General features: G+C 43.6%; 12 protein-coding genes. 5 read left to right on the forward strand and 7 right to left on the reverse strand.

Going from position 1 to position 19,323, the window contains the following annotated elements; genetic code table 11:
* Window positions 1-2,893, reverse strand: a 2,893-nt coding sequence (locus PN499_RS15700; RefSeq protein ID WP_272032950.1) for a serine/threonine-protein kinase, incomplete at its 3' end; no start/stop codon positions are given.
* A gap of 432 nt (window positions 2,894-3,325) precedes the next feature.
* On the opposite strand from PN499_RS15700, the gene PN499_RS15705 reads away from it, so the two are divergent.
* The gene (locus PN499_RS15705) at window positions 3,326-3,652 is read left to right on the forward strand and encodes a hypothetical protein (protein WP_007354246.1); all 327 of its coding nucleotides are present in this window, start codon (window positions 3,326-3,328) and stop codon (window positions 3,650-3,652) included.
* 373 nt (window positions 3,653-4,025) lie between these two features.
* The gene (locus PN499_RS15710) at window positions 4,026-7,394 is read left to right on the forward strand and encodes a PAS domain S-box protein (RefSeq protein WP_272032952.1); all 3,369 of its coding nucleotides are present in this window, start codon (window positions 4,026-4,028) and stop codon (window positions 7,392-7,394) included.
* 157 nt (window positions 7,395-7,551) lie between these two features.
* Here PN499_RS15710 and PN499_RS15715 read toward each other — a convergent pair whose 3' ends face one another.
* Window positions 7,552-9,306, reverse strand: a complete 1,755-nt coding sequence (locus PN499_RS15715) for a DUF3352 domain-containing protein (RefSeq protein WP_272032954.1) — start codon at window positions 9,304-9,306, stop codon at window positions 7,552-7,554.
* 260 nt (window positions 9,307-9,566) lie between these two features.
* Between PN499_RS15715 and PN499_RS15720 the strand changes: the two genes are divergently transcribed.
* The gene (locus tag PN499_RS15720) at window positions 9,567-11,198 is read left to right on the forward strand and encodes a GspE/PulE family protein (RefSeq protein WP_272032956.1); all 1,632 of its coding nucleotides are present in this window, start codon (window positions 9,567-9,569) and stop codon (window positions 11,196-11,198) included.
* Between the two features lie 74 nt (window positions 11,199-11,272).
* On the opposite strand, the gene PN499_RS15725 is transcribed toward PN499_RS15720, so the two are convergent.
* From PN499_RS15725 to PN499_RS15735, 3 genes are all read right to left on the reverse strand, one after another.
* Window positions 11,273-11,833 carry a hypothetical protein gene (locus PN499_RS15725; RefSeq protein ID WP_272032958.1) on the reverse strand — a complete coding sequence of 187 codons (561 nt, stop codon included), beginning with the start codon at window positions 11,831-11,833 and terminating at the stop codon, window positions 11,273-11,275.
* A 96-nt stretch (window positions 11,834-11,929) separates the two neighbouring features.
* Window positions 11,930-13,225, reverse strand: a complete 1,296-nt coding sequence (locus PN499_RS15730) for an RNA-guided endonuclease InsQ/TnpB family protein (protein ID WP_272032960.1) — start codon at window positions 13,223-13,225, stop codon at window positions 11,930-11,932.
* Between the two features lie 170 nt (window positions 13,226-13,395).
* The gene (locus PN499_RS15735; protein WP_272032962.1) at window positions 13,396-14,400 is read right to left on the reverse strand and encodes an RNA polymerase sigma factor, RpoD/SigA family; all 1,005 of its coding nucleotides are present in this window, start codon (window positions 14,398-14,400) and stop codon (window positions 13,396-13,398) included.
* Between the two features lie 787 nt (window positions 14,401-15,187).
* On the opposite strand from PN499_RS15735, the gene PN499_RS15740 reads away from it, so the two are divergent.
* Window positions 15,188-15,436, forward strand: coding sequence for a hypothetical protein (locus tag PN499_RS15740; protein WP_272032963.1), 249 nt, complete (start codon window positions 15,188-15,190; stop codon window positions 15,434-15,436).
* A gap of 30 nt (window positions 15,437-15,466) precedes the next feature.
* A complete protein-coding gene (locus tag PN499_RS15745) occupies window positions 15,467-16,654 on the forward strand; it encodes an RNA-guided endonuclease InsQ/TnpB family protein (protein WP_272032965.1) in 1,188 nt (395 codons plus the stop codon).
* Between the two features lie 241 nt (window positions 16,655-16,895).
* On the opposite strand, the gene PN499_RS15750 is transcribed toward PN499_RS15745, so the two are convergent.
* The gene (locus PN499_RS15750; RefSeq protein ID WP_272032966.1) at window positions 16,896-17,873 is read right to left on the reverse strand and encodes a heme o synthase; all 978 of its coding nucleotides are present in this window, start codon (window positions 17,871-17,873) and stop codon (window positions 16,896-16,898) included.
* Between the two features lie 183 nt (window positions 17,874-18,056).
* The gene (locus PN499_RS15755) at window positions 18,057-18,974 is read right to left on the reverse strand and encodes a COX15/CtaA family protein (protein ID WP_272032968.1); all 918 of its coding nucleotides are present in this window, start codon (window positions 18,972-18,974) and stop codon (window positions 18,057-18,059) included.
* Between the last annotated feature and the right edge of the window lie 349 nt (window positions 18,975-19,323).

Genomic DNA, 19,323 nt, shown 5'->3' on the forward strand with positions numbered 1-19,323 from the left:
CCTTACCTTGATCTCGCAAAGCAGGGAAAAAATTGGGGTTAAGATCGATCGCCTTTTGATAAGAAGCTAAAGCATTTTCATAACGCTGTAACCCATCCGACAATACGGAACCCCGATTATGCCAAGGTAAATAGTATTTCGGGCGAATTTCCACCGCCTTATCGTAAGCATTCAGTGCATCTTGAAAGCGCTGCATGAAAAATAGGGTACTACCTTTACCAATCCACGCCGGATAAAAATCTGATTTAATTTGAATGGCATTATCATAGGCGGCTAACGCCTCTGTATGACGCTGCAATTTACCCAATACGCGGCCTTTATCTACCCATGCCTTGACATTCTCTGGTTTTTGTTTAAGCTGATTATCAAGTAAAGCGATCGCTTCTTTGTATGCGCCTCCTGCATCTTGAGTTCGCTGCAAATACTCCAATGCTAAGCCCTTATTTTCCCACGCTTGGGAGTCATCTGGGTTAGTCGCGATCGCCTTATCAAAAGCTACCAAAGCATCATCATACTTACCCAAACCAATCAACGCCACGCCTCTACCATTCAAACCCTTAGCATCTGTTGGCGCGATCGCGATCGCCTTTTCGTGGGCCTCCAGCGCCTCATTATAACGTTGTAATTTGTACAAAACTTGACCCTTCGTGTTCCAAGCTTGATAAAAATCTGGCTTGTATTGTAGCGCCTTATCGTAAGTCACCAGCGCCGCGTCATAGCGTTCTAAACTAGATAGTGCATCGCCTTGATCCTTCAAAACTTCAGGATCGTTTGGTTTAATAGCTATGGCGCGATCGCACGCCTGTACTGCTTCTTCTCCTTGTTCCGCCTCAATCAACCCATTACATTGATTCAACAAATAAATAAATTGTACAGACGGCCAGATAAATATGCCGCCTACAGTCAGCAAAACGGCTAATATTGCCAGAGAAATAGGCAAAAATTTTCGACGCGATGTAGGGACAGTAACGATCGCTGTCGTTAGAGGTAATTTAGCAGTAGTCGATTCTTCCTCGATCGCCGGAGGAACCGCCACTAAATCCTCTGTTTTAGCTTGATTGCTATCAGCTACCCGCTGTTGCATTGCCCCATTTCTTGTGTCGGAATCAGAGTGAATTTCTGACCTTTCCTTAGCAGGTAGCAAGGCACCCTCCCCACTAGCTTCTAGCTCAAAAAAATCGCCATCTTCTAACTCAAAATATGGATGAATTTCTAACTCGCCTGCCACCTTGGGAGTGCTGTGAACCTTCCGCAAATCATTGAGGACTTCATCTACAGATTCATAGCGCGAGCGAAAATAGCTGAGCACCATCTTATCTAAAATTGCCCCTAAAGTCTCACTAACTTGAGCTTGCGACCGCCAATTCACTTCCCCCGTATTTGGTTCTTGACCTAATTCTGCTGGAAATACCCCTGTTAAAGCATGAATCGCCGTCATCCCTAAAGCATAAATATCACTATTAGGGCGCGGATTTCCAGCTTGCTGTTCCTTCGGCATATATCCAGGTGTACCGATAACATTAGTAATGCTCAATTGCCCTTGATAATTCACTACTAAAGTGCTAATTTGCTTAACTGAACCAAAATCAGTTAACATCACCCTGCCATCCAAGGAACGCCGGATTAAATTATCAGGTTTAATATCGCAGTGAATAGTTTGTTCGTGAGCAAAAGCCAGAGTTAAAAGAACATCTTGTAAAAGGTCAACTACCTGCTCTTCATTAAATCGACTGCGGGCAATTTCTTTACTAACTTCTTCACCTTCTATAAATTCCCAAACTAAATAAAACTCTTGATTTTCTTCAAACTCACCCAACAGGTCTGGAATCAATTCGTTTTTACCCAAACTGTACATAACTTGGGCTTCAGTTTCAAATATTCTTCTCGCTTCCCGTACAATCAAAGGGTTATTTGCTTGCAGCTTAAGTTGCTTAATAACACAGCGAGCATTATCAGTTCGCCGCTGATCTAGAGCCAAATAAGTTTGTCCAAATCTCCCTTCTCCCAACAAACTAATAATTTTATAGCGCTTATCTAATATTTGTCCTATTCTGTGCAGTCCCCGGATTTCATTAACTACAACCCGCAGATCGTCTAAAACTTCCGTTGCTGACTGATAGCGATCGCGATATTGCGACCTGACCATTTTATCTAAAATATCTGCTAGCTGTTCGTTCACTTCTACCACATTCCGCCAGACCACTTCATCGGTTTGCGAATCTCGCGGCAATCTCAGAGGAACCACCCCAGTTATAGCTTGAATAGCAGTCATTCCCAAGGCATAAATATCGCTATTAAAACGCGGTCTTCCTCCCAAATGTTCAATCGGCATATACCCCGGCGTACCGATCACAGAACCACTGGTTTGCCCAGAGGTATTAATTACTAAAGTTTCTATTTCTTTAACCGCGCCAAAGTCAATTAGCACAATTTTGTGGTCAGACTTGCGCCTAATTAAATTAGATGGTTTAATATCGCGGTGAATCACATTTTGCTGATGGATGTACTCTAAAACTTCCAGAACATCCACCAACATCGTCACCACATCGCTTTCATTCCACCGCTTACCTTCAGTAATTTCTCGGCTCAAATCTTGACCGTCAACAAAATCCTGAACTAAATAAAATTCTTGATTTTCCTCAAAATGAGCTAAAAGTTTAGGGATTTGATCGTGATCGCCCAACTTTTCCAAAGTTGAAGCTTCTAGTTCAAATCTCCGTCGCGCTTCGTCTAAAATTGCCGGATTAGTTGTATTCGGCTGAAGTTGTTTGACAACGTACAAGCTTCCTTGAGAATCCTGCTCATCTTCGGCGCAGTAAGTCCTGCCAAAAGCTCCTCTCTTGAGGTCTTGAATGATTTTATAGCGTCCTTTTAGCGTTTGTCCTTCTTTCATGGGTTCTTTATGAGCAGGGTTAAGTGAACGATTTGTAAAATCTGAAATTTATAATAACTAGCCTGAAAACCCGTTGCCTAATTACCGGGGAATGTCAATTACAATACAAGTTGCATCCCTAAATCCTGATATCAGGTTTTTTTTGAGAAAAAACCTAACTCGCTCTGGAACATATCTAACCTAACAGCGATCGCAAATTAGATCGTAATCCTTAAGGAGATGCGATCGCCACACAAGCACATAATTTTTGCCAGTAAATAAATAGTGCTCATACCTAGCCTTAAGCCAAATGGCCCAGCCATAGAGAAAGCACCCAGTTGGAGGAAATATTTTGCTCTGCCTTACCCTGAGCCTGTTACACTTTGGAAATCCACAAGTTCTCAGGCTGTAAAAATATTACTTTAGAATCAACAAGGAATTAACATCAGTACAATGGCCTATTTAGAATTTGAGGATGCCGAAGGGTATCTGGCTTTCCTCAGAGCAAAAGAGATTGGTGAAACGCACGTAGATATACATTGGGTCATAGGCCCACGTGACGAAAGGGGAGCCGCCCTGATTACAGCTTACATTGTACTTAGCCAGCAGGTACTAGGTCACGTAGTTCACTTTAAGGAACTGGTCTCAGAGATTACCACTAGCTGCCCCCTAGAGGAAAGACAAGTGGCGATGGAGAACGTGCAGCATAATCTCAAGGACTCTAAGTATCGACTTCAAGAGATGGGGTTCAAAGTTCACGCTGGCATCTGGAAAGTATAGCAAATAACTAGGTAGACAAAAATCAACAAGTATGTAAACACATATTAAGCAGCTAGAACCTTATTCCCTTCTAGATAACTGAATCTTTATGCCCTCTGCCTTCTACCCTCTAGTTTCTCCCCTAGTTTGGTTTATGTAAAGGAAAAATTTGTTGGTGCGGTTGCATTTTCCAGACTATAGGTTAAGTTAAGAGGCGTTCCCCTTCCAACTCTGGTTGCTAGGATAAAGCTTCTTTGCTGGCAAACTGCTGAGAAAATTTTTCATTTGAGAATCAGTTCTCAGGTTAGTCAAAAGTCCATTGCTTTCTAGCCGGATCTCTTAAAGCACAAGAATTTCAAACATTTTTAAGTTTGAATTTTGAATTAATTATTCCATGATGCCGCTAAAATATCTGATCGCCCAGATTATAAAAGTATCAGGAAAAGTGCCTCTCGGCACTGTCCTAGTAGTACCCTTCACACTCCAGACTTTTGCGGCCGTAGCACTGACAGGGTGGCTCTCGCTGCGGAATGGGCAAAAGGCTGTTAATAATGTGGCAACCCAACTTCGCAGCGAAGTAACTGCCCGCATCCAGCAACACCTTTACAGCTATGTAGAAACACCTCATACTATCAATCAAATTAACATCAATGCCTTCCGTCTTGGTCTTTTAGATTTGCACGACTCCGAAGGCCTCAAGCGCTATCTTTTTAAACAAATTCAAAGTTTTGATACTATCGGCTACATTCAGTTCTCCTCAGAAGAAAAAGAGTTTATTGGCGTGGAACGCCTTGATGATGGTCAATTACGAATTGGAGTTTGCGACCAATCCACTAACTACGACTTTCATAGCTATGCTGTCGATAACTTAGGTAATATTTCCAAGCTGTTAAAAGTTACTCCTAACTACGATCCCCGACCTCGCCCCTGGTATACAGCCGCAGTTAAAGCTGGCAAAGCGAAATGGAGCAAAATTTACACATATATTGGCTTTCCCAAACTGGGTATTACTGCTGCTAGACCAGTTTATGGCAATCAAGGGGAACTCTTAGGTGTAATTGGTGCTGACCTGGTACTCTCCCAGATTAATCAATTCCTGCGAAGTCTGGAAATTGGTCGCTCAGGACAGACTTTTATTATCGAACCCTCTGGAGAACTGGTGGCAAATTCAACTCCTGAACAGCCTTTCTTTGGTCGTAATAATGACCCTAAACGATTGTCAGCAACAGGTAGCCCAAATGCGTTGATTCGCTCGACGGCGCAGCATTTAGTTGAAAGATTTGGGGATTTTAATAAAATTAAAAGTAGCCAACAATCGGATTTCATCCTCGATGGAAATCGCCAATTCGTTCAGGTGACACCGCTTTCTGATGGTAGAGGCCTTGATTGGTTGATTGTGGTTGTTGTGCCAGAAGCAGATTTCATGGATGAAATTAACGCCAATACTCGCACTACTATCTTGCTCTGTTTGGGTGCGCTGATAGTAGCGACGCTACTAGGAATTCTTACTTCTAAATGGATTGTGGGGCCGATTGAGCGTTTGAGCAAGGCTGCGGAAGCTTTTTCACGGGGAGAATGGGAAGGGGAACTACAAGTAAATCGTTCGCAGGAGTTGGGAGTTTTAGCTCGATCTTTTAACAGCATGGCTGGTCAGTTGCAAGAGTCTTTCGCTACTTTGGAAGAGCGAGTGGAAACTGCTACTGAGGAACTTCAGGAAGCTCTAGTTTATTTGAGTGCCATCGTCGATAATTTGGCTGATGGTTTGTTAGTAATTGACCAAAATGGAAAGATTGCTCGTTTTAATCCAGCTCTTTTAGTTCTATTTGATTTGAGCGAAATTAACCTTGAGGGCAAAGAGTACCAAGAGGTGTTTGGGAGTGAGGTAACTCAATTAATGGAACACAGTAAAAGCTGTCCCAGAGATGTTTTTACATTGGAAATCCCTTTGGCTAGGGGTCGCACGGGTAAGGCGGCTGTAACGGCTATTTTGAAAGACGATAATAATCTGCGTGGCTCCCTAATTCGAGGTCAGCAAAGTCTGGATACTACCGCTAATATTGAGCCACAATCTCCAATTACTCAGGAGAAATCTTCAGTTGCTAATGCTCAGTGTTCGATTCCCATTTCCCAATCTGGCAAAATAGCTTATTTAGGAACAGTGATTCTAATTAGAGATATTACTGCTGAGAAAGAGGCCGAAGCGGAAAAGATGGGGTTGATAGCTTCTCTGCAAAAATCTCAGAAAAAATTAGCTCTACATTTTCAGCAAACGCCGTTGGGCGTGATTGAATGGAAGGTGAATTTTGAGGTATCTGAATGGAATCCAGGGGCGGAACAAATTTTTGGATATAGCCGCGAAGAAGCTTTAGGGCGCAATGGGATCGAGCTTTTAATTCCTAACACAGATTTAAGTTACATCAATCAGCTTTGGGCAGATTTATCGACAAATCGGGGAGGGAGGCGCAGCACTAATGAGAATGTAAGGAAAGACGGTAAGATTATTTTATGCGAGTGGTACAACACGACTTTAATTGATGATGATGGTAATGTGGTAGGAGTAGCTTCTTTAGTTCAGGATGTAACGGAACTACACCGCATAGTCGGGGAGCTACGAGCTTCTGAGGAGCGTTTTCGCCAAATGGCCGAAAATATCCATGAGGTTTTTTGGATGATTGACCCCAATCAAAAGCAGATACTTTATGTAAGTCCTGCTTGCGAGCAAATTTGGGGTTGCAGTCGTCAGAGTTTATACGAAAATCCCCAATGTTTGGCAAGTGCAATTCATCCCGATGACCGCGAGCGGGTGATGTCTTTTATTGAGAAAAATACGCGAGCAGAGTACGATCGAGAATACCGGATTTTGCGTCCTGACGGTTCTATTTGCTGGATTCGCGATCGCGCTTTTCCGATATATAATGACGTAGGGGAAATTTACCGCGTTGTTGGCATTTCTGAGGATATTACTCAACGTAAACTCGCCGAAGAATTTCAAAAAGTTGCCCAATCTGCGGTTGCAGCTAATCAAGCCAAAAGTGCTTTTTTAGCAAATATGAGTCACGAATTACGTACTCCTCTCAATGCAATTATTGGTTACAGCGATCTGTTGAAAGAAGATGCTGAAGATTTGGGAGCTGAAGAATTTATCTCGGATTTAGATAGGATTCAGAGGGCGGGAAAACATCTGTTAGGCTTGATTAGTGACATTCTTGATATTTCTAAGATTGAAGCAGGAAGGATGGAACTTTACCTGGACACCTTCAACCCTATGGATTTGATTGATGAGGTAATTTCTACTGTAGAACCGCTAGCTATGAAAAATTCTAACAAGTTGGAGGTTTCTTTTGGTAGCAATTTGGGTGAAATGTATGCCGATCTTACTAAGACTCGCCAAATATTACTTAATTTGCTGAGTAATGCAGCTAAGTTTACTAAGGATGGTACTATTACTATTACTCTTACTAAGGATAAAAAGGTAGGAAATGAAGAACTATCTAATGCTGATATAGAAAATGAAGGAGATTATTTATGTTTCTTTTTGTTCCAAGTTGCTGATACTGGAATTGGGATGTCCGCCGCGCAATTAGAGCATTTATTTCAACCTTTTATGCAAGGGGATACGTCTACTACAAGGCAATATGGTGGTACGGGGTTAGGATTGGCAATTAGCCGCCACTTTTGCTTAATGATGGGTGGTGATATTGAAGTTGAGAGTAAGTTGGGTTCTGGGTCTGTTTTTACTGTTAGGCTACCAGTTAAGTGTTAAGAAGAAGGAAGAAGGAAGAAGGAAGAGGGGGAGCGGGGGAGCGGGGGAGCAGGGGAGCAGAGGAGCAGAGGAAACCCTTTCCCCAATTAGCAATTAGCAATTAGCAATTAGCAATTAGCAATTACCAATTACCCATTACCCATTACCCATTACCCTTTCAATTTACCCGAATAAAAGCACTCCCCCGCCGTACACCTGCTTCTTCACCAGTGCTCGTTAAAGTAAGCGAGCGCAAATGGTCAAAAAACGGCCTAGCAGATAACTCAATCAACCTCAAAAGCGGTATTTGCCGCTCCCACACAGGCCTAATTGACGGCCAATCTAAGTATAGATAACCATAATTTAACTGGGGTAAAGGTGCAATGCTAGTTTGAAAGTCACTATTTCCAGCCAGACTTCCAGTTTGTGAAGCTTTCAGTGCTTCATCCATTGCCTCTACAGAAGTGGTAAAAACTTCGTATTCCCCAACAGTAGCATGAACGCCCTTAGCTTCAGCTTTAATAGCTGTATTTTTATTATTAAAATTAGAGCTAGTAGTCAAGCGCGTCCATGCCGAAATCTTTTGATTATTCAGATTAAAACTGCCAATGCTATAATCTTGACTGAGAGCGATCGCATCCAAACGAGCGATGGCCTTTTCAGACTCCGGTGATTTTTCAGCCGCAAAAATCCAATCAGGGCCATTGCGATCTGGGCGGGGTAACAAAGCTAAAACATACTCGCCGCGCACCCAACTAAATATATCCTCTGCTAAATCAATACCCCAACTTACTTTGAGATCCGCTAGAGGTTGATTTACCAATTTTGAGAGTAGATCGTTACCAGTAACTCCAGCAGCAATTTCGTTCCAAAGATGATTAAGATCCGTACTTGCTGCCACAAAAGGACTCGCCTCTGGGACATAATCTAAAGCCTTAACTAGCCCAGATTTGGGGGACGGAGATTGAAAATTTTTACCTTCAGGGGACACTAAAACAGCTTCTGCAAGTAATCCTTGCCGATTTATTCCCATAGCGATCGCCAGTGTTGAGGGAGATGTAATCGGATTTGGATTTTGTGCATCACCAATTTCCTTTTGAGTACCAATCCAATCATTTACTTCCGCTATATTTGCAAAGGCTACAGCTATTCTGCCACCTTTTAACTCTTCTAAAGTCTTTTGATATTCAGCATTATTATTCAGATTTAGATTGGCAGCTTGAACGTTATTAATTGCTTCTCGCAACACCTTGGGATGGTTAGCCAAGAGAACAAAACTATGATGATTTGAGGAACTGCTACCAACTACAGCAGTAGCTAAATTTGGCGATCCTTCTGAAGACAGAGATGAAAGAGTGTTACCCACACTCCCTGTCCTGTAAATTAATTTCACGCCTTTATATTGTTCAGAAACTATATTTTCACCACTAACGGTAGGTTTCTGCCAGAAGCGTTCTAGAAATTCTCGACTAAGGTCAGGATCGTCGCTTGCCAGAGCTAATAATAGCCCAATTTGTTTGCCATTGCTGCGATCGCGATCGAAATCCGTCGCCGTTACCGCCAGAGTAATTTCATCCCCCAACCAGGGCTTAATATCTCGACTGTAATCCAAACCCGTATTTGCCAACAAGCTTTTTTTAATTTGGTTAACTTCAGAGTGCGTAGGCGTAGCCAGCCGAAGGCATCGCCCTTTCTCTTGGAAAGGAGAAAAAACCTGCTGCAAAGCTTCCAACCGATCGGGATTTACTAGCATTGATAACATAGCAGGCGCACTCTTCGGCACAAACATCGCAGCCACAGGCGCACCAGTTGGCCCACCTTGCAGCAAATTCAGGGGGGTGTTAGCCCTTAGCCAGTAAAAACCACCTGCACTTAACGCGAATAAGGCAAGAATGCCAGGAATAAGAAAAGATAAAAAGGAGCGTAACTTCATAAGTTAGTGGAAATCTAGTCAACTATTATAACTATTATTGAGGTCTGAGTTTATAGTAATTTTAACTGATTTGTAAAGCTAAGGTTTTTTGCCTAACCGCAGAGAACGCACAGGAATACAAAAAATGCTTGCGAGCGATCGTAAGATGAGTATAGCCTAATTATAGGGTAAGATTTTGATGTTATTACAAAATCGTTCACAGTTTGATGTTTCTCCTAAGTCCTTTCAACAGTAAACTCTAGTCAGGATTCGCAACTACCATGCAAACTGCTTCAGTCCTATCTGCTTGGCAACAACTGAGAAATCGTGCCATTACTTGCGAGCAAGCGCTGCAAAGCTTAGTAGACGATCAGGGAATCGTAAATTTGCAGTTACTTGACCGAGAAGTTAGCTTTCGCTTTTTTCGGGAGTTTCCCGATAGAAATATATTACCACCTCTAATTCCTCTATTGTTGTGGCGAAACTGCTATTATTTGGGTTCTCCCGTAGAGATATCTGTAGAATCGCTCAAAATAATGAGCGATCGCACTTTCAGCGATATCAAAATTATTCCTATTGATGACAAGAGTTACCGCGCCTGGTTTCACAGCCAAAATCTAGACCCAAACCGCATTAGTTCTGCGCCTTTAATCAATCCGATTACTGGAGAATTAGAACCAGAAGATGTTAGTGAAACTACAGAACTTTACCTCACAAAAGCAGCCGATCAAATTGGTAGAATTAAAACTTTGATTTCGGGGGCGCTGCGAAACCGCGCTAGCGATATTCACCTCGAACCTGGGACAGATGGTTTAAGAGTTCGCTACCGGATTGATGGAATTTTACGGAAAATTACTACTTTTCCTACGGAGATTGGTCGTAAAGTAGTTGTGGCTTTAAAAGTTATGTCTAACATGGACATTGCTGAAAGCCGCCGTCCCCAAGATGGACGCATTGGGGAGAATTATGCGGCCGGTCAAGGTTCAGAAATGGGGTTAGATATGCGGGTGAGTATTTTGCCTTGCGTAGGTGGAGAAAAAGCGGTAATTAGGTTATTACCACAAGAAAATCCTTTTAGCGATTTAGATAGTTTGGGGTTTGCTCCCCAGGCACTAAATATATATAAAAGTTGGTTGCAACAACCCCAAGGGATGATTATTTTTACCGGGCCTACTGGTTCGGGAAAAACTAGCACGCTGTACACGAGTTTACTGTCAGTAGCGACGGAACACATGAATGTTGTGACGGTGGAAGATCCGGTGGAATACGTTTTACCGGGGATTACGCAAACGCAGGTACATGAAAGGGCGGGGATGACTTTAGCTGCGGGTTTGCGGGCGATCTTGCGTCAAGATCCTGATATTATTATGATAGGCGAAATTCGCGATCGCGACACCGCAGATACAGCAGTTAGGGCAGCATTAACTGGCCATTTAGTCTTGACAACTTTGCACACTAATGATGCCATTGGTGCTATTCCCCGATTGAAAGATATCGGGCCAGATCCGGGTTTAATTAGTGATGCTCTCTTAGGAATTGTTGCTCAGCGTTTAGTGAGGCGAGTTTGCCCTCATTGTGCAGAACCTTATAAACCAACTCAGGAGGATATGGAGGTATTAGCTTTAGATTGGGAAGATGCGAATCCTTTTGGCTGGCGAAAGGGTAGAGGTTGCGCTAATTGTTTTAATTCTGGTTATTTAGGAAGAGAAGCAATTGTTGAATTGCTAGATTTAGATAATAATATTCGCCATTTAATTTATGAGGGGACAATGCCTCAGTTGCACCGCTATTTAGTTGAAAAAGGTTTTATTTCTTTTCGGTTAGCAGCAATTGAAAAGGTGGCAAGCGGTATAACTACGGTAGAAGAAGTGCAGCGAGTTTTGCCTCATAGCGCTTTACACCGCAAAGTTTAATTTGGTTGGGAATAAAGATCCAGGGCCAGGTCGCGATCGCACTCCCTAGTATGGCAGCGAACGCAGCAATCTCTCTATTGTCCCCAAACCTGCCGTTGATAGGTCTTTTTACATATATTTAGTAACCGGCGATCGTTCTCACTGATGTTAGATAGGCGATGATACTGTGGGAGATTGACAGAATAGGGAGATGTACTCCCGTCGAAACTATCTACAACTTTTACATCTAGCTGAGTTGATTGTAGAGAGCCATAAAAACAGTAAAAAGCAGACCGAGGAAGGTAAAAAGCTCCTATTACCTTCCCCTTGCGAAGTTCAAACACAAAATACTCCTTTTCAACTTGGTCGCGTTGAGGAGACTGACCATAGAAATAAATGCCATCAGCTATTAAAGCATTGATTGGCTCCGGCTCGGAGTCAATTGTAAATGGTTTTGGACAGAATTTGACTGGCGGACGCAAAAGTGCAGTTACTTTCGGAGACGCAACAGCCAACAACCCTAATCCGCTTACAGATGTGCTTGTCAAGTAAGTAGCGATCGCTCCTAACCCCAAAGTTAAGAATAATCCCGCTAGTACGCCACGTAATCGATTTAGTTTGAATAAACCGGGTTTCTGAGAGAAAAGGCTTGCCATAATCAACCAGTTGCTTGCAACCAACCCGGTTTTTGTACCCCTTGTTAAAGGCTAAGACTGTATTTGACACTCCCCAGTCTAAAGACGCGGGGATTCTTAAGGACAAAATGAGGGGGATGAATCCCGCCAAAGTTTAATTCTTAAAGGGTTTGTCAGCAACCCGCTACCCACTCGCTCAATAATTGAGTCTGTGGCTACTTTTGATTTTCGGATGATATTCCCTGCACCATTAACGTCTGCATTCAGAATTAATTTCTGAGCCGAACGGTACAAGCCTCGCTTAATCCTTTTGCCTGATGGCTGCCAATTGTCGGGTTTTTCACCAACTTTCACTGGCAGACAATCTCGGTCTAAGAAGCTGGCTTTTGATGTGTAAGATTCGTCTTGCTCCACAAATCGCCAGCCTAGAGAGTCGCATTCTTGTTGTAGTCTATTCTTGACTTTAGCTGTGGGTATTTGAACGAAACTCTGATTGGTCTTACCTCCCATATTGACTTCTTGCTTTTGCCCCTTATTCCAACCAAAGACTATGACGTTAATTTGGTGGCTTTCGCAGTAATCTATGATAGTTCTGACTGCTTTGTTAACCGCATCCCTCATTCTTCTAGCACGATTTTCTGACAACTGTTGTAGCCTCTTTGACGAGAAGCCTTTGGGCAACTTACGTTTAGCGTGCTCTGATTGAACTAGCGCTTTTTGCTTGTTAAACCATTGGTTCCAAGACTTCAATTTGTGGCCATCGACAATAAATGATCTGCCATTGCTAGAAACACAGGTCAACCAGTTATTGATGCCATGATCGATACCTAAAATTCCCGTTACTTCCAAGCTGCAACTAGGGGCTTGTTTAGTCAGAGATTCGTGGACATATTCGACCCATACCTCACCATTTCTAGGTATCAGCCTGAGTTCTTTAATCTGGCAATCTTTGAGTCTTTCTGGCAATGGAATCCAGAGAGCATCTGTCCCAAAATGTCCTTTCCCTTTGGTTCCTAGAGGTAGTCTCACTTGATTGCCGACTATTTTCAAGGCTTGTCCGGGATACGAGACTTGGTACATACTACCCTTGGTTCTATATTTGGGCAGTCTCGGTTTTTGATTAAGCTGCCCTTTCTTGGCTAGCCTTTCTAAGGCTCGGAAAGAGCTAAAAGATTCAGCGACAGATTTAAGGGATTGTTGAGCAACTTGCGAGTAGAGCAAGCCGTAATTTTCGTTGGTTTTGGTTATTTTGTAAAGTTCGGGATATTTAACTGCGCCTCGATACTTAAAATAACGCTGCCTACTTTCGTAAGTGCTGACATTAAACAGATTATTTGACCATCTCAACAATTGCTCAACAATGGATTTGTCGCGTCCCGTTAAATGCCAAATATCTTTTTGTACTGCATACATTGGGTTTCACCTCCTTTGATTTATTGTACTATACTTGGAATATCTAACTGGGAGACTAAAGTCTCCCGATCCCTTTCATCCCTGGACTCAAGTCGGAGGGTTTTCAGGGTATTTCTTATAAATACAAAAAAAGATTTTAGCTTTAATCTAAAATCTTTTCTCTCCAATATCTAGCTAGCTAGGTATTCTCGTACTTGAGCCTGCCGACGGCGCAAATGAGCGAGGGCTTGATGTTCTAGCTGGCGCACCCGTTCGCGGCTGAGTTTCAGCCTTTCTCCGACTTTGGCCAAAGACATTTCATTACCGTCTTCCAAACCGAACCGCAAACTCAAGACATCTCGCTGTTGAGGAGTCAGTTCCGCCATCAGGTTGTTGAGGTCTTGTCGGAGTAATTCCCCTGTGATGTAATCGTCAGGAGACGCGCTTTCATCCTCTAAAAGCTCTTGTAGCTCTGTATCCTGGTTATCTCCCACCCGCAGATCCAAAGAAACTGGATGGCGTGCCATCAGCAAGTATTCCCGAATTTGGGAGGGGTGTAATTCCAATGCAGAGCCGATTTCCGCTGGCGTGGGACTGCGACCTAGCTGCTGGGCTAGTTCCCTCTGGACTTTTTTGATTTTATTCAGTTTTTCAGTGATGTGAATTGGCAAACGGATGGTACGAGCGTGTTGAGCGATCGCGCGCGTGATCGCTTGGCGAATCCACCAATAGGCGTAGGTGGAAAATTTGTATCCCCGCATCGGGTCAAATTTCTCTACACCGCGCTCCAAGCCGAGAGTACCTTCTTGAATTAAATCCAAGAATTCCATATTGCGTTTCTGGTACTTTTTCGCGATCGCCACGACTAAACGCAAATTCGCTTCAATCATCTTCTGCTTAGCCCGCCGACCTTGGTGCATCAAGCGCTTGAGTTCAGCTTCACTTAGCTGCACTTGCAAAGCCCATTCTACCTCCGTTGGTTCGCGCCGCAGTTCTTTAGCTAGCTCTTCTTTTGCTTCTAGCAATTGCATCATTTGCTGCACCTGCTTGCCGTAAATAATCTCTTGCTCGCGGGTGAGCAGCGCCACACGGCCGATCTCGTGCAGATAGGTACGAACCGTATCTGTTGAGGAGTCTGGCCTTGTGCCCATATAGGGGGCTTTACCAGTTTTGTTTTTAGGGGTGGCGTTAGACATGGGTGAATATTACACTCCTTAAACAGATAGAAAGTTGACCATAGCCTGCCCCAGTTTTCGGAGCGGGAGAGAAACTTATATTAGAGATAGGTTTCCCTATCCCTTCAAGCATGGGTGACGATTGGTAGAAGCTTTTTGTTTGGTGCGTACTTTTAGGTCGTTATCTCTGGCAATCCAATTAACTTGATTAAAAGCTGACTGGCTTTGACGGTTCCTACAAGTAGAAGTTATTTTCAGTTTACTTTTCTCAATACTATTACAATTTTTGAGGGCCGTAAAGGGTAAAAGCATCTATCTTAAGGTGAAAATTCTACATTTTTCCTTAAGGTTGCCGGCACTCTTCTAGGTTTAAGCACAACTGACTCTCACTGACTGTGAAACTAGGGGTTTTGCTTGCTTCTTATTCCATAATGACCTGAATTTTTTTTAGTGCCCAGATGTACTGAATAGGAGATAACCGAACTCGATCCTGGTACGGGCCGGATGTCTCTACTATGGAGGCAGGAGGCAGAAGGTAGAGGCGATCGTAGGCGGTAGCGATGGTAAAACTAGCGGGACTGCACCGCAGCTACATTGGTGGTATTGAGCAGGGTGAGAGAAATACAGCACTTTCCAGGTAAGTGAAGTACAGAGAAACCGGGTTTCTTGAATAAAATCGATTTCTGGCGAGAAATCCAGAAGAAACCCGGTTTCTAGGCTGTACTTTATAAACCTGGAATCCGCTGTATAACCCTCTTAAATATTGAAGAGTTAAGAAAAATACAAGCTGTACTAGAGGAATAAGGATATGGAAACCGTACCCAAGCTGACGTTTAAATATGGCTGGGATGAAAGAGACGAGGTAGAAACGCCAATGAAAGGATGTAGAAGTGATGGCATTGTCAGCTTAGCTGATGGCAAAACCTATTGTGTCTATTTTATCGATCCTATACGTTTACAGGCTTTTCGCCACTCATCCCAACCCATTCAGGGTTGGGATGAGTGGATGCGGCTGTCTTCCGCAGTCATGTCTTCAAGAATTGATTTTGAAATCTGATAAGATATAGGAATTGATTTAAAAACAACCATGCTGGTACTAGAAGCAAAATTGAGAGGAAAAAATTGGCAGTACGAGTTGCTAGAAGAAACGATTCGTACTGCCAATTTTGTTCGCAACAAAGCTTTAAGGCACTGGATGGACAATCGCGGAGTAGGGAAAAACGATCTCCAAAAACTTTGTGCAACCCTAGCGAAAGAATATGATTGGGCAGGCAAGTTAAACTCCCAAGCTAGACAATCATCCGCAGATAGAGCTTGGAACGGCATTTCTCGGTTTTATGCAAACTGCAAAGAAGGCAAACCAGGGAAAAAGGGTTATCCAAAGTTCAAAAAGCGAGGACGTTCAGTCGAATACAAGCAAACTGGATGGAAACTTGCTGAAGACAGGAAACGCATCACTTTTACCGATGGATTCAAAGCAGGAACATTTAAGCTACTTGGAACCCGTGACTTAAACTTTTACCACCCCAAACAAATCAAACGAGTCAGGGTTGTCAAAAGAGCCGATGGGTTTTATTGCCAATTTCTGATTGATGTAGAACGCACTGAACCACAATCACCAACTGGTAAAACAGTGGGCATTGATTTGGGGTTAGAGTTTTTCTACACAGATTCAGAAGGCAATCAGATCGAAAACCCTAGATTCTTAAGAAAGTCGGAGAAATCCCTAAAGAGATTACAACGTCGAGTATCTAAAAGGAAGAAGGGTTCTAAGAACAGAAAAAAAGCCATCAATAAGATGGCGAGAAAACACTTGAAAGTTAGTAGGCAACGCCGAGAATTTGCGGTAAAAACCGCAAGGGCGTTAGTAGTGTCAAACGACACGATAGTTTACGAAGACTTGAAAGTGTCAAACATGGTAAAAAACCATAAACTTGGCTTATCTATTTCAGATGCAGCATGGTCGATGTTCACAAATTGGGTTGATTACTTTGCTAAGATACGTGGCGTTCACGTTGTAGCAGTATCGCCTCATTTCACGTCTCAAGATTGTTCAAGATGTGGGACTAGGGTAAAAAAGTATTTGTCAACTCGCACCCATAAATGTCCGTCTTGTGGATTAGTTGAACATCGAGATTTGAATGCTGCACGAAATATTTTGGCCAAGGGTTTAGGGATAGAAAGTACGGTGGGACACATCGAAACTCAAACGCTTGAGGAGATTGAGCCTCTGGCTTGTTCTGAGCAATCAGGACGGGTTAAGTTCGGTCATTGATTCAAGAATCCCACAACTGCAAGGTGTGGGAGTGTCAAAACAAGATTTAGAGGCGGAGGTAAACTATGGTTCTCCTTTCTTGGCTCCAGAGTTAATTTCTCACAAAATGTCGCCAGTAATTTGATTTTCAGTAGAGTTCATAATACTAAAAACTATTAACAGTTAACTGTTAACTGTTAACATAAAAAACAAAACCCGCACTAGGCGGGTTGCATTAAAATCCTGACAATCTAACTCATGCCTACAGCGGAATTGCACTAATTAAGGTCTGCATATTATCAGCTATAGCAGCAGTAAAATGATGTGTCGCAGGCAAACTATCGACCACAATTCCCGCACACAGCAACATCATGTAAAAGATGGAATACTTAAAGAGCGATCGCGCTACTCCCCGATCTTCTGGAGACTGCAACAGTAGCCAAGCTTTCTGCATAAAAATCGCCCCCAGTAAAGTCGCTACCACTCCATAAACTGCACCGGCTGCATTCAGTGGATAAACTAGCAGCAAAGTTGCAGGAATCAAAATCAGAGTATAAATCCAAATCTGCACCGCAGTTGCTTTATCTCCTTCAATTACTGGCAACATCGGCACGCCTACCTCAGCGTATTCGTCGCGAATCATCATTGCCAAAGCCCAAAAATGGGGGGGTGTCCATAAGAACACAATCGCAAATAATAGCCACGCCGCCCAACTTAAATCTCCTGTGACAGCCGCCCAACCTACTAAGGGTGGAATTGCACCGGCTGCACCACCAATGACGATATTTTGCACGCTATGGCGCTTCAGCCAGTGGGTGTAAATTAAGACGTAGAAGACAATGCCCGACATTGCTAATAAAGCAGCTAGCAAATTGGCAACAACGGTGAGCAAGGTGAAGGATAAACTAGCAAGGATGACTGCGAAAATTAAAGCATCCCGACGCTTTACCCGCCCCGAAGGAATTGGTCGCCAGCGGGTGCGCTCCATGATATAGTCAATGTCACTGTCGTAGATGCAATTAATAGTATTAGCAGCACCAGAAGCTAAAGTACCTCCAGTCATAGTTGCTAATAGCAATAAGGGATCGACTTCTCCTTTGGCTGCCATCCACATTCCCGCCGCTGTGGTAATTAGCAGCAACAGGATAATTCTTGGCTTTGTTAGTTGGTAGTAACTTTGAACTACCTGTAAAGCGTTTTGATGGATTCGGGATTGGTTGTTAGTAAGAATTTCCTGCATTATTTCCTTTCCTAAATTGCATAGCGATCGTTTTTAACTGGGCGGTTGAAACCGCTACTACAGAGACTAAACCCGCCTGCACGGGTTTCAAAACCGTCGCCTTGCTCTTTTTATAGTCCGCGTAGGCGGACTTTGTTTGTTTAGCCGCGAATTATATTCGCCCGACTTATTCTAACTAGGGAGTTAATTGGCAGATATGGCGCGATCGCGCCATGCTAAAACGCTGAATGCTACAAGCGTCCCCAGTAAGGCTGCACCGACTGCTTGGTGGGCTACTGTTAAGGGTTCTACTTGCAGGTGCAACCGGAAAGTTGCGACTCCCAAAAGTAACTGTGCAATTAGGCATAAGCCCGCCCAGTTTGCTAATTTTCGTAATGTGGCATTTAGTGCTGGTGTTCGCCAGGCGATCGCGATTACTGCTAAAGTGCCGACGGTGGCGGGTACGATCCCCATAATGTGGCTATTCATCACACCGCAGAGCTCAGATGCGCCAAAGCATTGATGTAGCGCCCATTGAGAGCCGACTAATGCTCCTAATAGGCTTTGGAGGTAAATTAGCAAGGCGGCGATTGACGCTAACCAGGGTAATTTGCCGACTGTTCCGGTTGCTTGATAGGGTGTCAGCATTAAGCCGATCGCTACTAGGGTGATGAAAAATATTAAAGCCATGCCTAAGTGAGCGGTGACTATATCAAACCGTAGGAGTTGCGTTACCGTCAGTGCTCCTAAAATGCCTTGGGAAACGATCAAAAATAGGGTGAGTGGGGAGGCGATCGCTAGCCAACCGGGAAGACGATGCCTGTACCACCAAGATAGTCCCGTGAGTGCGATCGCGCTTAATCCAATCAAGGCTGCATCCAGCCGATGAAACCATTCTAGAAATACTTGTAGGTTCATCTGGGCGGCGGGTACTAACTCACCGTAACATAGCGGCCAGTCGGGGCAAGCCAGACCAGCATTCATTACCCGCGTCGCGCTACCTACGGCCATCAATAGCCAAGTGGCGATCGCCATCTTCCAGACGAGGCTACGAATGATATCCCTTGGCTGCCACTCCGCTTGCGGCTGCGCGGCAGGCTGATTCAAAACAGAGTTAGCCATGAGCTTTACATTAACCTTAATCGCCAATCAAACTTAATTAAATAATGAGCCTTTGCTCAGGTGAGCTTAACAGTCTATTTTTATCGTAAACAGTCGTATTTACTACATTAGCGGGGGTAAAATCGGATTAACCCCTCTTTACAAAGATTTCAGCTTTGCTGCTGTGATATAGCAGGAGGCAGGAGGCAGGAGGCAGGAGGCAGAAGGCAGAAGGCAGAAGGCAGGAGGAAAATACAATACTAGAAACGGTTTGGGCGATCGAGAATGTTAAGACCGTTGTGGCGGTTGTGATAGTTACCGCTCCCCATGTAACGCCGCCTTCGAGGCGGTATCCTTAACCGCCTCGAAG

It is taken from the genome of Kamptonema animale CS-326, assembly GCF_028330895.1.
Taxonomy (GTDB): Bacteria; Cyanobacteriota; Cyanobacteriia; order Cyanobacteriales; family Microcoleaceae; genus Kamptonema; species Kamptonema formosum.

What these genes read in the sequence shown, in the direction of transcription:
- PN499_RS15705 (WP_007354246.1), top strand. Translation starts at nt 3,326, where the DNA reads ATGGCCTATTTAGAATTTGAGGATGCCGAAGGGTATCTGGCTTTCCTC.
- PN499_RS15710 (WP_272032952.1), top strand. Translation starts at nt 4,026, where the DNA reads ATGATGCCGCTAAAATATCTGATCGCCCAGATTATAAAAGTATCAGGA.
- PN499_RS15715 (WP_272032954.1), bottom strand. Translation starts at nt 9,306, where the DNA reads ATGAAGTTACGCTCCTTTTTATCTTTTCTTATTCCTGGCATTCTTGCC.
- PN499_RS15720 (WP_272032956.1), top strand. Translation starts at nt 9,567, where the DNA reads ATGCAAACTGCTTCAGTCCTATCTGCTTGGCAACAACTGAGAAATCGT.
- PN499_RS15725 (WP_272032958.1), bottom strand. Translation starts at nt 11,833, where the DNA reads ATGGCAAGCCTTTTCTCTCAGAAACCCGGTTTATTCAAACTAAATCGA.
- PN499_RS15730 (WP_272032960.1), bottom strand. Translation starts at nt 13,225, where the DNA reads ATGTATGCAGTACAAAAAGATATTTGGCATTTAACGGGACGCGACAAA.
- PN499_RS15735 (WP_272032962.1), bottom strand. Translation starts at nt 14,400, where the DNA reads ATGTCTAACGCCACCCCTAAAAACAAAACTGGTAAAGCCCCCTATATG.
- PN499_RS15740 (WP_272032963.1), top strand. Translation starts at nt 15,188, where the DNA reads ATGGAAACCGTACCCAAGCTGACGTTTAAATATGGCTGGGATGAAAGA.
- PN499_RS15745 (WP_272032965.1), top strand. Translation starts at nt 15,467, where the DNA reads ATGCTGGTACTAGAAGCAAAATTGAGAGGAAAAAATTGGCAGTACGAG.
- PN499_RS15750 (WP_272032966.1), bottom strand. Translation starts at nt 17,873, where the DNA reads ATGCAGGAAATTCTTACTAACAACCAATCCCGAATCCATCAAAACGCT.
- PN499_RS15755 (WP_272032968.1), bottom strand. Translation starts at nt 18,974, where the DNA reads ATGGCTAACTCTGTTTTGAATCAGCCTGCCGCGCAGCCGCAAGCGGAG.